This is a genomic window from Microcoleus sp. N9_A2 (assembly GCF_036701775.1).
Classification (GTDB): Bacteria; Cyanobacteriota; Cyanobacteriia; order Cyanobacteriales; family Microcoleaceae; genus Microcoleus.
On the sequence record NZ_JAUBRH010000006.1, the window covers coordinates 77,439 to 93,773 of the forward strand.

Annotated in this window: 5 protein-coding genes; 2 read left to right on the forward strand and 3 right to left on the reverse strand. The window is 42.3% G+C overall.

Features of this window, described 5'->3' with window-relative positions:
* Nucleotides 1-28: 28 nt before the first annotated feature.
* From QUA44_RS05410 to QUA44_RS05420, 3 genes are all read right to left on the reverse strand, one after another.
* Entirely contained in the window at nt 29-694 is a 666-nt protein-coding gene (locus QUA44_RS05410) for a hypothetical protein (RefSeq protein ID WP_333251851.1), read from the reverse strand.
* Nucleotides 695-696: 2 nt separating this feature from the next.
* Entirely contained in the window at nt 697-1,689 is a 993-nt protein-coding gene (locus QUA44_RS05415) for an ImmA/IrrE family metallo-endopeptidase (RefSeq protein WP_333251850.1), read from the reverse strand.
* Nucleotides 1,690-1,995: 306 nt separating this feature from the next.
* Nucleotides 1,996-4,527 carry a vWA domain-containing protein gene (locus QUA44_RS05420; RefSeq protein ID WP_333251849.1) on the reverse strand — a complete coding sequence of 844 codons (2,532 nt, stop codon included), beginning with the start codon at nt 4,525-4,527 and terminating at the stop codon, nt 1,996-1,998.
* 437 nt (nt 4,528-4,964) lie between these two features.
* Here QUA44_RS05420 and QUA44_RS05425 point away from each other — a divergent pair, with 437 nt between their 5' ends.
* Both QUA44_RS05425 and QUA44_RS05430 read left to right on the forward strand, forming a co-directional pair.
* A complete protein-coding gene (locus QUA44_RS05425) occupies nt 4,965-10,814 on the forward strand; it encodes an AAA family ATPase (RefSeq protein WP_333251848.1) in 5,850 nt (1,949 codons plus the stop codon).
* A gap of 71 nt (nt 10,815-10,885) precedes the next feature.
* Nucleotides 10,886-16,333 carry an AAA family ATPase gene (locus QUA44_RS05430; protein ID WP_333251847.1) on the forward strand — a complete coding sequence of 1,816 codons (5,448 nt, stop codon included), beginning with the start codon at nt 10,886-10,888 and terminating at the stop codon, nt 16,331-16,333.
* Nucleotides 16,334-16,335: the final 2 nt, after the last annotated feature.

A 16,335-nucleotide genomic window follows, 5' to 3' on the forward strand; every position in this document is an offset into this window, starting at 1 on the left:
AGGACTAAGGCAAGTGTCACACTTAAATCTAGTTGTAAGGATTTAGTAGATTACCTGCCTCCTGCCGACACTCCTCAATATAATTTTTTAAAGTAGCTAGGGAGTTGTCAGATGTTGAATTAAGCCCTGAACCAAAAACACTCTTAATTGCTGTATCACATTCTCGAACAGGAACAATGAAATCTCGAATAGTCTCAAAGCCATCGGCTTCAATATTTCTGAGAACAAGTTGCTCTAAGCACCATAATCTATGATTTAGAGACTCTTTAATGATAGGTAAGTTAACTGTTGCTAAGGCTTTGATGAATCTTTTATCTCCAGTAAAAATCTGAGCAGATTTATCTTTTTGGATAATTTGTATAGCATGACTTGTGAGAATGGCTTCACCTTGATCGATATTTTCAATATTGGATAATTGAATAAAAATTTCTTGGTCAATATCAGATTCAGATATTTTTGGTAAAGTCTTAGAAAGGTAAAGAACTTGTTTATAATTAATCAAAGGATCTTCGGGTTTTCGACTTTTCCCTCCTTCAAATTTTTTCCAATCGCCTTCAAATTTATATTGTGCCGTCTCTAGGATATTAACTTGCTCAGAACTAGCATCAAATAATTGAAGAGTCTTATCGAATAGCTGGAATGTAGCAAGCTTTTTAATTATGTCATTATCAATGCAATAGATACAACTAGACAAAGCTATTCTCCTAAAATCTGGTCTAAGTAATCAGCATTATCGTCACTTAATTCCTCCCAATTTAGATGCTGCTCTAAAAAATTGTTAATAGTCTTATGTCCTTCTTTAGTAGGATTGATTAAAGTTACACATCCCATAGACAATGCAAAATAATTTCTATTATACCAGCCATAATTTAAAGCTAATGCAGATGGATCAATAGTTGAGTCACTTTGAACAAGTTGAATAATTTTATTCTTTAGGTCTTTTGCATTGTTAAATTTTTTCTGGCCGAGGGAGTTATCAAAACTATTGACTAGCAGTTTAACTGCAAACTGATTGCTATCTCTTTCTTCTAGATCATCAGAGTCTTGCTTAATATCATCATCAATCAAAATACCTTCTTTAATATGACCAAGGGCAAGATGGCCCAGTTCATGGGCAAGATCGAATGCTAGACATACTGGTTGTGTCTTACCGCTACTCAAGACAATCACGGGATGCTCGGCTTGCCATTGGATCATGCCTCTAATATTGCGGGTATTTTGAGGGTAATTCTTAAAATAGACAACAGCGATACCATGTTCCCAACAGTAATCGAGCAAGCTGTATAAAGTGACTTGAGGATGTTTGGCAACGATCTCTGAGCGGACTTGATGAGGGTCAGATGGTATGGGTTTAAATTCGAGCTTTATAGCGTCAGCAACAACTTCAGCAACCCGTGAGGCAAGTTGATGAGCCACATCAGGTACATCTACTTTATCCTGTTGATGGTACTTGAATTTGGTGTGGAGTAAGGGCTTAAACTGAGGCTTCTGATTCTCGGCTAAGAGGCTCTTGAGGTCTATGTGTAGACGTTGGGCAATATGACCAGCACCCTCTAGGACGGCGACGGGTTTATTGTCTAGTTCTTCATTCCACCAACTGGGCAAACCTTTTTCTTGAACGAAACGTTTTGGGAAACCGATCGCCGAGAGTTTTTTATAGAGAACAGACATTGATAATGTTTGTGTCATTGGCTTGCCCTCCTTATGAGAATTCGCGTAATATCATTGTAACCTAATTCCAGAGAATTTGGCTACTATTTTTTTATACAGCGTTGAGATCTATCCTACCATAGGATAAACTTTCGCAAAAGCAACACCAAAGGAAAGTTACGAACCCGAACGATTCCCATCATAGAAAATTTGCGATCGCTCCTTTCGTCTTGGCAACCTAACACTGGCCCGACCTACCTATTTCCCGCTCGCCACCGCTGCGCCTTTGCAGTTGATTTTAATCCGCCATATTTGAGCAAGGTGGGCAAAAGCCCACCCTAAATCCTACTTCCTTACCGTGAAATACTCATTTTTAGCATAGACGCTAATAATGCAGTCGCCGACTTCAAAAAACATCCCCTCTTGCTCATCTTTAGAAAATTGTAAGTTGCCATACTTAGAGCTGAGTTCATCCGCAGTCGCCGCTTTTGCCTCCATTTCATCGGGGATAAGTCCGGTAGAACCGATATAGAAAACCAGCGGTGAAACTTTTTCCCTGTACACTTTTTCAGCATAAGCTTCTAGTCGCTCGTTCGCACTAGCTAAAGCAGCGACAAATTCGTCTCGCTTGACATCTTCTTCCTGCCATTTTGCTTGCAAAAGGCGCAGCAAGCTGTCTGCACCAACTTTTGATAAAGTAGTGGCAACAATACCGTTATTCTCTAATCCCAGAAACTCATCGAAAATCAGTTTCATCAAGTCGTCAACTTTGGTGATTTTTGTTCGGGATGACAGCGTTTTGTGTGCGAAGACGACAGGCTCGTCTAAGGTGATGTCAAATGTCGGTTTTGCTAGTTTTTCGCCTGTGTTTTTATGGTAAACTTCGTAAAGGCGATCGAGAAATTTGTTGGCTGAGTGCAATTTGCCGAAGTTGAGGATGTTTTTGCTGCCGATGTCGATTTTGTAGCTGACTCGCGAATCTACTTCACCGTTGGCGATCGCACTTTTCAATTCCGTATATTCCGTAGTCGTCGGAAAGTTGATGTAAAGGCTTTTCGATAGATAATGCTGTTTCAATTCTTCCAATTGTTCCGCCGTATAAGCATCGGATTCTTCCTTCAAATGAGCCGAGAGAATGCTGGAGATAATTTTAATGTTTGCCAGTTCCTCAAACACTCCGTCAAGGCTACCGTAACGCCCGTCAAAAGGCACTAGCGGCAAACTCTCTAATTTAATATCGTACTCTGCATGGAAGTCAAATTCTGCCACAGGCGAGCCGTCTTTTTCAAGTACACCGCTTTTGTTGAGCAAATCAAACACTACTTTGCTGCTGATTTTGGTTCTGAGCGACTTAATATTAACTTCGCCGTCGCTGACAATAGTATAATTGTTGAAAGTATTGAGGTCTGTTACCAGAATTCCTGCAACTTCTGCGATTAAAGTTTCATCCTCAACTTTTACCAGCTTAACTTTTCGGGTAATCAGCATATTGATGCTAGCTGTATTTTGATTGATCGCAAATGAACCCATCCGCACGTATTCGCCGCCATCTAAAAATTCAGTTTTCAGCCAAGGCTTGACAATTTTACCGTTTTCGTCGCGCTTTCCTTCAACTCGCTTTAAACCTTTGCGCTGATAGTTTTCTTGCAAGTGTTTTAAGTTGATGATGATGCTGTTGCTGTTTTCCTCTAATATCTTGACTAACTCCAGCAGGGAAATTTTGTCGCTGACTTTTACCCGATCGCCCATTTGATGATTTTGCAACACATCAGGCGCAAACACAGCCCCTTCCAAATCTTCCGTAAACCCTGCTATTTGGGCATTTGTCAAAGCTTTAGCGTGTTTTTCAGTCAAAGTAGCATCAAAGGTGCTCGCCAGCGCATACTTCGCCGTATTCAAATTGCCGTCAGCGAGGTTAGCTTTCGCAAAAGCAAACACCGACTCATCAGTTTGAGCAACGGGAACCTCTAGTTTGTCATATTCAGCTTGGGTGACTTGCTGATATTTGTAAAACAGTCCCTGATCGTCTGCTTTCAGCCCGCAGATTTTCAGAGTGCTCGATGAACCGTTTATTTTCTTGCCACTTTTGGAGACAAAAACTTGATAATCGTATTCCTTAATTAACGGTTCTTCCAGCGGCGGCGCCACGGAACCGCCTAACAATTTAGTGCTGTCGTAAAGAGCATCATAAACCATTTTAACTTCGCCAGCGCGAATACAATTTCCCGATAAGGTGTTGGCAATTTTGGATAGCAGTTTAAAGTCAGCACAGCCATAGGATATGGTATTTGCAAACACATCCATGTCTTTGAGTTCTTCACAAATTTCCCCTAATTTCGCCGATTCAGAATTAGCACTTGGGTCATTTGCATAACCGTCTGTGTGCAAATTAATTGCTGTCACTTCTCCCGCTTTTACCAGAGATTTAGCGAGTTCCATCGACTGCGAGATGCAGGTACAGCCAGCGGTGTGGATTTTTTGAATTGCTTTGATATATTGAGAGTCCATTTTCATCACTTCTTGAATCGGAATTCGCTGGAAGTGACAAATCACGTCCCCATTATCAGCATAGGAAATTAAGCTGATTATTAGCTGGTAATTGTTGTATTCGTCTAAGGTCAAAAGCTTGATTAGGGTTTCTTTCAGCGGTTTTAAGTCATAATACATTGAGCCGGAACGATCGATAATGATGATGCTGTGGGCGACGGATTTTTCTGGGATATCACCGGGCTTTCTTTCTAGATTTGTGCGATCGACTAAATAGAATGCCTTTGCGTTTCCGGCAAAATTGTAGAGGGTAAATTTTGTGCGATTATTTGAGGCTGCTTGGCTGCTGGAACTTTTGACCTGAGATGATTGTTTTGCTTGTCGTGCCATAGTTTTCACCCATGTTGACCTATTGTTCAACTTTATCATGACACGCGCTTTTGTTGATGTCAAGGCCTGTAGCAAAAATTATCTGCGAGGCTGAATAAGCATTAATATTTAGTGGCGGTTAGCAAAAGTAATAGATGTAAGTAAGTAGTGTAGTAAAGATTTAGTCGATCGTCCTATATTTATAAAATCCGCTCATCAAACTTTATTATTCACGATTCCAATATGGATTGGACTATTTAAGTTTTTTTGCTATTCAAGTTTTAATGAAAAGAGAATTTATTGAGTTTAAAAATTACCTTATTTCAGTGACATGAATCACACCCATTGAGCGATCTACGTTTTATTATAACTTTACTTAACAATCACTGGGCTGGAAACTCTATTTGCTTCTGTTAAGCTACAAATAGCCCGGAGATGAGGTGAATAATAATAAAAGTATGACTACTCTAAATTTTACATTGACAGGTTATCAAACGCTCGATCGCATTTACTCAGGAACTCGCACCCTAGTTTATCGCGGAACTCGGCTCTGCGACAAACAGCCCGTTGCCATCAAAGTCTTGCATAGCGAGTATCCAAGCTTCAGCGAACTCGTGCAATTTCGCAATCAATATACTATTGCCAAAAACCTCAATTTACCCGGAATCATCGAAACCTACAGCTTAGAACCCCACCAAAACAGCTATGCGCTGGTAATGGAAGACTTCGGGGGAATCTCTCTCAAGGCATGGATGGAACAAGGGGAAACTCTACCGAATTTGAGTGAATTGTTGCAAATGGCGATCGACATCAGCAATACATTAGATATACTTTGCCGCCACCGGATCATTCATAAAGATATTAAACCCGCCAATATTTTAATTAATCCCCAAACAAAACAAGTCAAACTGATTGACTTTAGTATTGCATCTTTGCTGCCCAGGGAAACTCAAACCCTGATCAATCCTAACGTACTCGAAGGAACACTTGGCTATTTGTCACCAGAACAAACTGGAAGGATGAATCGCGGCATTGACTATCGAACTGATTTCTATTCTTTGGGCGTGACTTTTTACGAATTGCTGGCGGGAGAGTTGCCGTTTCAATCCCATGATGCGATGGAATTGGTACACTCTCATATTGCCAAGCAGCCGCCATCACTACATGAAATCAAGCCGGAAATTCCGCCGGTACTCTCGGAGATTGTCAGCAAATTGATGGCAAAAAATGCTGAAGACCGCTATCAGAGTGCTTTGGGGCTGAAATTTGACTTAGAATTTTGTTTGCGTCAATTACAAGAAAGTGGTAAGATAGAAGGTTTTGAAATAGCTCAGAGGGATTTGTGCGATCGCTTCATCATCCCCGATCGACTCTATGGACGAGAAACCGAAGTAGAAACCCTACTCCAAGCCTTTGAAAGAGTTAGCCTTGGGGCAACAGAAATGATGCTCGTCGCTGGTTTTTCAGGAATTGGTAAAACTGCGATTGTCAACGAAGTTCACAAACCTATTGTGCGACAACGTGGCTATTTTATCAAAGGTAAGTTTGACCAATTTAATCGTAATATTCCCTTCAGTGCATTTGTGCAAGCCTTTCAGGACTTGATGGGGCAATTATTTACAGAAAGCGATACCCAGATTCAACAATGGAAAAAGAAGATATTAGAGGCAGTTGGAGAAAATGGACAAGTCATTATTGAAGTGATTCCCGAATTAGAAAAGATTATTGGCGAACAACAACCTGCAACAGAATTATCAGGAACAGCCGCTCAAAATCGGTTTAACTTATTATTTCAGAAGTTTACTCAAGTCTTTACCAGTGTAGAACATCCCTTAGTGATGTTTTTGGACGATTTGCAGTGGGCAGATTCTGTATCACTGAAGTTAATCCAAGTTTTAATGGCAGATACTCATTATTTATTACTAATTGGAGCGTACCGCGATAACGAGGTTAATCCAGCGCATCCATTAATGTTAAGTTTGAGTGACATTCAAAAAGCACAAGCAATAATTAATACCATTACCTTAGCACCATTGAGTCAAGAGACCATCAATCAATTCGTCGCAGATGCCCTCAAAAGTACAGAAAATTTAGCTTTACCTCTTTCCCAATTGGTGTTTCAGAAAACCCAAGGAAATCCCTTTTTTGCCACTCAATTTCTCAAAGCCTTATACAAAGATAATTTCATTCAATTTAACTTAGAGTTAGGCGGTTGGCAATGCGATCTTGTTCGAGTCAAGGAACAAGCCTTGACCGATGATGTTATTGAATTCATGGCGTTGCAGTTACAGAAATTGCCCTTAGCTACTCAAGATATTCTGAAACTTGCGGCTTGTATTGGCAATCAGTTCGATTTAGGAACATTGGCAATTGTTTCGGAAAACTCAGAAGTAGAAACAGCAGCCAATTTGTGGAAAGGGTTGCAAGAAGGGTTGATTTTACCTCAAGGTGAAATTTATAAGTTTTATATGGAGCCAGAAAATCTTGCTATTACGTCTCAAGAGTCTCAAACCGCTACCTACAAATTCTTACACGATCGCGTCCAACAAGCCGCCTATTCTCTGATCCCAGAGGAGGAAAAACAGGCAACTCATCTCAAAATTGGGCAACTGTTGTTGCAGAAGACTTCGCTCAACGATCGCGAAGAAAAACTTTTCGATATCGTCAATCATCTCAATGTCGGGAAATCTCTGATTACCCAACCATACCTTTGCCATGAAGTCGCCCAGTTGAATCTTGCAGCCGGACGCAAAGCCAGAGCAGCAACGGCTTACAGAGCTGCGATCGCCTATTTTACAACGGGTATTGACCTGCTCCCAGGCGATCGCTGGCAACATCAATATCAGCTCTGTCTCGCCCTCTATGAAGGCGCAACAGAGGCAGCTTACCTCAACACCGATTTTGAACAGATGGAACAGTTAGCAGCAACGGTGCTGACTCATACCCATTCCTGGCTTGATCGGGTGACTACATATCAGGCTAAAATCCAGGCTTGCATCGCCCAAAATCAACATCTAGAAGCTTTGCGGCTGGCGCGAGAAGTGCTGAATCAACTGGGGGTGTATCTCCCAGAGCAACCTACACAGGTAGAAATCAAGCAGGGGCTTCAGCACACCCAAACACTTCTGGGCAGGCGATCGATTGAATCACTGTTAGAGTTACCCGAAATGACTGCACCGGAGCAAAAAGCAGTAATGGTTATTATATCGAACATCATGTCTGTTGCTTATCAAGTTGCTCCAAACCTGTTGCCCTTACTCACCTTTATTCAAGTCGATTTATCCGTGCAATACGGGAATACAACGGAGTCAACCTATGGTTATGTCCAGTATGGGTTGATGTTGGTTGCCATTTTGAAAGATATTGATGCAGGCTATCGCTTTGGGCAATTAGGGATGAACCTGTTACAGCGCATTGATGCCCGCAAGGTCGCTGCTAAAACGATTTTTGGATTCAACACCTCCCTCCGACATTGGCGAGAACCCGCAAAAGATACCCTTGACGGGTATCTGCAAGCTTACGCCAGTGGACTAGAAACGGGCGATCTTGAATATGTTGTCCTCAGCCTGATGTGCTACAGCTACACGGCTTATTTCAGTGGGCAGGAACTTTCTGCTCTCAAACAGACGATGGATAAACACCGCAAAGTCATCCAGCAATTCCGTCAGAATGGCTATTTTCGCATTCAAAGTATTTACTATCAAGCGGTACTAAATTTGCTGGAACCTACGGGTGAACCAGATCGATTGTGTAGCAAAGACTATGATGAGGATGAGATGATTCAGCTTCATCTACAAGGCAATCAATTGATAGCGCTCTATCAACTCTATTTTAATAAACTGCTCCTTTCCTATCTGTTCCATCGCTATGAACAAGCGGTCTTAAATGCCCGTTTGACAGAACAGTATTTGCACACAGCAGTAGGACTGATGCACGTTCCGCTCTTCTCCTTCTACGATGCGCTGCTACAATTAGCGATTTATCCAACTGCCAGTCACACAGAGCAAGCAGCTATTCTAGATAAGGTCTCTGCCCATCAGGAGAAACTTCAGGAATGGGCATTTCATGCACCCAGCAATCAGACTCACCATTGTGCGCTAGTTGCCGCAGAACGGTGTCGAGTTCTAGGTGAAAAAGTCAACGCCACAGATTTGTACGATCGCGCCATTGCTCTTGCTAAAGCAAACGATTACATTCAAGAAGAAGCTCTGGCCAATGAACTAGCCGCCAAATTTTATCTAGATTGGGGCAAAAAGCGCATTGCCCAGGAATACATGATTGAAGCCTACTATGGCTATGCTCGTTGGGGCGCAAAAGCCAAAGTCGCCGACTTGGAAAGACGTTATCCTCAACTGCTTGCTCCCATCCTCCAACAAACCCGTTCTCCCCTGTCAACTAACGAAACTATCTTCGCATTGGGGAGTGTCACATCCACAATTTCCGCTACATCCAGCAGTAGCAGTGTCTCTGTTGCTTTAGATTTAGCCGCTATTCTTAAAGCTTCCCAAACTCTTTCTGGCGAAATCGAACTCGAAAAACTGCTCTCATCGTTGCTTTCCATTGTTATCGAAAATGCGGGAGCAGATAAATGCGTGTTAATGCTCTTGCGAAATGATCGCTTGCTGATTAAAGGCTCAATGGCGGTGGGGATGGAGCCAGTCGTGTTGCAAAGCCTTCCTATTGAGGACAGTCAGGAGATTCCCCTGAAGCTGATTTACAAAGTCTTGCACAACCAGCAGACTGTTGTGCTAATTAATGCGAGTGCCGATCGGATTTTAGCTAATGACCCGTATATCATTCGTCAGCAGCCGTATAGTATCTTGTGTAGCCCGATTTTGTATCAAGGCAAGTTGAGGGGCATTTTATATCTAGAAAATAATTTAGCAATAGGGGCGTTCACGAGCGATCGCGTGGAACTGCTCAATTTGCTATGCGCTCAAGCTGCTATTTCTTTAGAAAATGCCCAACTTTATGAGCGATCGCAGCATTATGCTCAACAATTAGAGCGATCGCTCGATCGGTTGAGTGCAGAACAATCTCGGTTGCAAGCATCCCAGCAACGACTCCAGCTATTGGTTAAGCAAACTCCAGTAGCCGTCATAGAGTGGGATATCAATTTTCTGGCTACTGACTGGAACCCAGCAGCAGAACGAATCTTTGGCTATACCAAGCAGGAGGCTTTGGGTCGTCACTTCACATTTATCGTTCCTGAAGTGATTCAAGCACAACTAAAGGGAGTCAGCGTCGATATTATATCGCAGCAGGGTGGTAATTACAGTATTAATGAAAATCTTACAAAGGATGGCAAAACGATTATTTGTGTTTGGTATAACAATGTACTTATGAATGCAGATGGCGAGTTAATAGGAGTTGCTTCGCTGGCAGATGATATTACCGATCGCAAAGAAGCAGAACTTGCCTTAGAGCAGAAATCCCTTGCATTAGAAAATGCCTTAAACTCGTTACAGCAAGCCCAGATCCAAATTATCCAAAGTGAAAAAATGTCTGCCCTAGGTAACTTAGTCGCCGGAGTTGCCCACGAAATCAACAATCCCGTCGGCTGCATTATTGGCAACGTTGGTGCTGTCCAAGATTCCATCAATGACCTATTTGGGCTGATTGACCTCTACAACGATAAATTCCCTCAACCAGGGACTGAAATTGAAGAGGAATTAGAGACAATCGACCTGGAATATTTACGCTCTGATTTACCCAAGTTAATCAGAGCCATGAAAGATGGAGGCGATCGCATCACCAGCATCAGCAAGAGTCTCCGCACTTTCTCCCGTGCCGATAGCGACCAAAAACAAAAGTTCAACCTCCACGAAGGAATTGATAGCACGATCTTGATTTTACGCCATCGCCTCAAAGCAAATGATACTCGTCCAGCGATTGAAGTTGTCACCAACTACGGGAATATTCCGGCTATCGAATGCTTCCCCGGACAATTAAATCAGGTGTTTATGAATATTATAGCTAATGCTATTGATGCTTTAGAAGAATCAAATATCGGTCTAAGTTTTGCAGAAATCAAAGCGAATCCTAACTGTATAACCATTCAAACATCGGTCAAAAATAAACAGGTAAAAATTGCCATCACTGATAATGCTAAGGGGATGAGTGAGGAGGTAAAATCAAAGATTTTTGACCATTTATTTACTACGAAAACTGTCGGAAAAGGTACGGGATTAGGACTGGCGATCGCGTGGCAAATTGTCGTAGAAAAACATGGCGGTTCCCTGAATGTTAATTCTATACTGGGATCGGGAACAAAATTTATCATCACTTTACCCCTTCAGGAAAAATAAACAGATTAACTTTTCCCTGACATTCAGACTCATTCAACAAACCCATCATTAACTTTCCGCCAATAATAACAATGAATAACTCCTCCACAAACTACAACCTAACGACAACCCATCAAATTCCCCACTATCAAATTGTTGAAACTGTTTATTCAGGAAGTCGAACCGTAGTCTACCGAGCCCTTCGTACCAAAGATCGACTACCTGTCGTCATCAAACTGCTGAAAAATGAGTATCCTAGCTTCAGCGAACTGGTGCAGTTTCGCAACCAGTATACCATTTCCAAAAACCTTCATCAACCTGGAATTATCCAGACCTATAGCCTGGAGCCCTATCAAAATGGCTATGCCTTAGTCATGGAAGACTTTGGGGGGATTTCTCTGAAAGAATGGGTAATGAGCGGAAATCTACAATCTTTACAGGAGTTTTTAACTTTAGCGATCGCACTGTGCAACACCTTAGATATATTGTATCGGGAGCGGATTATACATAAAGACATCAAACCCGCCAATATTCTTATTAATCCAGAAACCAAACAAGTCAAATTAATTGACTTCAGTATTGCATCTTTACTACCACGAGAAACCCAAACCTTAATCAATCCCAATGTTTTAGAAGGAACACTTGCTTATATTTCTCCCGAACAAACAGGAAGGATGAATCGGGGAATTGACTACCGTACAGATTTTTATTCTTTGGGTGTAACTTTCTACGAATTACTCACGGGAGAATTACCATTTCAATCAAATGACCCGATGGAATTAGTACATTCTCATATTGCAAAACAATCACCAAATATGAATCAACCTCACCCCAACAGTCGGCGGTTGGCGGGTGAGGTTGATTTTCCTATTCCCCAAGTCCTTTCTGATATCGTCATGAAACTGATGGCTAAAAATGCTGAAGATAGATATCAAAGTGCTTTAGGGTTGAAATATGATTTAGAAAAATGTTTAACTCAACTTCAAGAAACTGGTGAAATTCAGAGTTTTGAAATAGCTCAGAGGGATCTGTGCGATCGCTTCATTATCCCAGATCAACTTTATGGACGAGAAGCTGAAGTATCAACCCTAATCCAAGCGTTTGAAAGAGTCAGCCTTGGTGCAACAGAAATGATGCTGGTAGCTGGGTTTTCGGGGATTGGAAAAACAGCAGTTGTCAACGAAGTTCATAAACCGATTGTGCGGCAACGCGGTTATTTTATCAAAGGGAAATATGACCAATTCAATCGCAATATTCCCTTCTCTGCCTTTGTGCAAGTATTCCGCGATTTAATGGGGCAGTTGCTTAGTGAAAGCGATACCAAATTACACATCTGGAAAACTCAGATTCTTCAGGCGCTAGGGGACAATGGGCAGGTAATGATTGAGGTGATTCCCGAATTAGAACGCATCATCGGTAAGCAAGCACCCGCTACAGAACTATCAGGAACTGCGGCACAAAATAGATTTAATTTACTGTTCCAAAAGTTCATTCAAGTCTTCACAACTAAAGAACATCCATTGGTGATGTTTTTGGATGATTTACAGTGGGCTGATTCTGCCTCACTCAATTTGATACAACTTTTGATGAATGAGTCGGAAAGTCGCTATTTATTAACGATCGGGGCTTACCGAGATAATGAAGTTTCACCAGCGCATCCCTTAATGTTGACCTTAGATGCGATCGCCAAAGCCAACGCCACCATCAATACTATTACTTTGGGTTCCCTCAGTCAGGGTAGCTTAAACCAGCTAGTCGCTGACACCCTCAACTGCCATATTTTGAGCGCTCAACCCTTGACAGAATTGATTGCCGTCAAAACAAAAGGCAATCCCTTTTTTGCCACCCAGTTTCTCAAAGCACTGTATCAAGATGGATTGATTCAGTTCACCCCCCCAACCCCCCCTTACCAAGGGGGGGCTACGGGGGGGTGGCAGTGCGATCTGGCAAAGATTCGCACTGTTGCCATTTCCGATGATGTCGTGGAATTTATGGCATCACAGTTACAAAAACTGCCGAATTATACCCAAGATATTCTCAAATTAGCCGCTTGTATTGGCGCACAGTTTGATTTGAATACGCTGGCGATCGTCTCCCAACAATCGGAATCTGATGCAGCCGTCGCCCTCTGGAAAGCCTTACAGGAAGGGCTGATTATTCCCCAAAGTGAAATTTATAAGTTCTATGTGGGCGAACTGGATACAACCCAAAACACACAAACTGAAACGCTCAATTATAAGTTCCTCCACGATCGCGTTCAACAAGCCGCTTATTCCCTAATTCCTGAAGATCAACAACAGTCAACTCATTTAGCGATCGCTCGGTTGCTGCGACAAAGCACCCCAGACACCGAACTAGAAGCCAAAATTTTCGAGATTGTCAACCATTGGAACAGGGCGATCGCAATTATCCTTGACCAATCGGAAAAAGATAATCTTGCCAAACTTAATTTAATTGCTGGACGCAAAGCTAAAGCCTCGAATGCTTACGAACCAGCTTTCAAATATTTCACTACAGGTATAAATTTACTGTCTGATGGTGCTTGGCAGACCCAAACCAGCCTGATGTTAGGATTGCAGGAAGGAGCAACAGAAGCGGCGTATTTATGCGGTAATTACGAGCAAATTGAGCAGGGAGTAAAGGTGATTTTAGCTGCCAATCTCCAAGCGACCGAGTACGTTAAAGCCTACGAAATCCAGATTCAAGCCTATACAACCCAGGGGAGATTTCAAGAGGCGATCGCGATTGCCCAGACTGCTTTAACCAAATTTAACACTTATCTTCCAGAGCAACCGACATCGACAGATATAACATCGGCTGTAGAAAAGGTAACGGAATTGCTTAATGGTAGAACTGCTGAAGATTTACTCGATTTGCCGGTGATGACCGAACCAGAAGCATTGGCAATTATGCAGTTACTTTCTAGTGTTACCGGCGCAGCCTATCTTTCTGCTTCCCAACTATTTCCATTTATTGTTCTGACTCAAGTTATATTGTCGATTCAGAAAGGTAATAACTCCCTATCAGCCTTTAGTTACAGTAACTATGCGGTTTTATTGAACAAGATGTTAGGGGATTTGGATACAGCTTATGACTTTGCTCAGATGTCATCACAATTAGTGGCAAAGCTCAATGCACGTTTTATGGAGCCAAAAGTTAATCTTCTCTTAGCCGCATTTTTTATCCATTATAAATCTCATTTTCGCAACAGTTTAGCTTTATACAAGGAAGGTTTCCAGACAGCCCAGGAAGTCGGCGATTCAGAGTTTGCAGGCTATAACGTCCACCATTTGTGTCAGTGCGCTTATATAGCTGGTAAGGATTTAAATACTTTGGTGACAGAAACAGAACCTTATTTAAATACCCTATCCAAGCTCAATCTCAAAACATCTTTAAACTACTCTTACATTATTTTACAAGCAGTTGAGCGGCTCCAAAATAGTCAAAACCAGTCAATTTTGACAAATAAAACAGAGCAAATACACGCTGCACTCACCGCTACTAATGATTTAATTGGATTGCATTATTATTGGGTCTATAGCCTGACTACTTCCTATCTCCTCAATCAATATCCACAGGCAATTCAAGATGCAATAGAAGTGCGTCAAACCATAGCAGTTGCAGGAAGCGGGATTAGCGAATTAGTTTTTTACTTTTACGATTCCCTGACAGCACTAGCTACCCATACCGAAGCCACAGACAAAACCGAACTGCTGGAGCGGGTTTCCAAAAATCAAGCCATACTCCACCATCGTGCAGTTTCCGCACCGATGAATTTTCAACATAAATATGACCTAGTAGAAGCTGAACAACATCGGGTTTTAGGCAAGAATTATGAAGCAGGGGATTGCTACGATCGCGCCATCGCTGGAGCCAAAGCCAACGAATACATCCAAGAAGAAGCCCTAGCAAACGAACTAGCTGCTAAATTCTACCTCAACTGGGGTAAAGAGAAAGTTGCCGCAGGTTATATGCAAGAAGCCTATTATTGTTATGCCCGTTGGGGAGCAAAAGCCAAAACTGATGATTTGGAAAACCGCTATCCCGAATTGCTTTGCCCGATTTTGCAGCAGTCCGAACCCTCGATGACAATGTTAGGCACACTAACAACGATCGCATCTCCCGGCTATTCCCTTCACTCCAACACCCGCAAAAGTTCTAGCAGTTCTAGCATCAATACAACCCTTGATTTTGCTGCCATTCTCAAAGCCTCCCAAGCACTTGCGAGGACGATTCAATTAGAGGATCTGATCTACCAACTGACGCAAATTATTCTGCAAAATTCGGGGGGCGATCGCTGTGCGTTAATCTTACCTTCGGAGAATCAAGTTTGGGAAGTACGGGCGATCGCCACACCCACCGCCACCGAACTGTACACCGAACCCCTGGAAAACAACCCCAATCTCCCCATCAAACTGATTCAATATGTCAAAAACACTCACAAAGTCGTGGTGATTGACGATCTAGAAACCGATTTACCCGTAATTGATAATTATTTGACACTACAGCAGCCGAAAAGTGTCCTGTGTTTACCAATTCTCAATCAAGGAAATTTGGTTGGTATTTTGTATCTGAAGAATCGCTTAACCAGTGGTGTGTTTACCAGCGATCGCATCATTATTCTAGACTTTCTCTGCTCCCAAGTGGCTATTTCTCTAGAAAATGCCCGGCTTTACAATCAAGTCAAGCAGACCCTCACCGACCTGCAAAATGCTCAACTCCAAATTGTCCAAAGTGAAAAAATGTCTGCCCTAGGTAACTTAGTTGCCGGGGTAGCCCACGAAATCAACAATCCCGTCGGCTGTATTATTGGCAACGTTGGTGCTGTCCAAGATTCCATCAAGGACCTATTTGGGCTGATTGACCTCTACAACGATAAATTCCCTCAACCAGGGACTGAAATTGAAGAGGAATTAGAGACAATCGACCTGGAATATTTACGCTCTGATTTACCCAAGTTAATCAGAGCCATGAAAGATGGAGGCGATCGCATCACCAGCATCAGCAAGAGTCTCCGCACTTTCTCCCGTGCCGATAGCGACCAAAAACAAAAGTTCAACCTCCACGAAGGGATTGATAGCACGATCTTGATTTTACGCCATCGCCTCAAAGCTAATGAGACTCGTCCAGCGATTGAAGTTGTCACTCACTACGGGAATATTCCGGCGATCGAATGCTTCCCCGGACAATTAAATCAGGTGTTTATGAATATTATGGCTAATGCGATCGATGCGTTGGATGAATCAAATACAGGTCGAATTTTTGCCGAGATTCAGGCAAATTATAACTGCATTGCCATTACAACCTCCGTCGAAAATAATCTCGTTAAAATTACCATTACTGATAATGGAAAGGGGATGAATGAAGAGGTTCAAGCTAAGATATTTGAGCATTTATTTACCACTAAAGCAGTAGGTAAAGGCACAGGATTGGGACTGGCGATCGCCCGTCAAATCGTCGTCGAAAAACATGGCGGTTCCCTGAACGTTCAGTCTATACTGGGAAGGGGAACAGAATTTATCATCAGCTTACCAACTTAAGT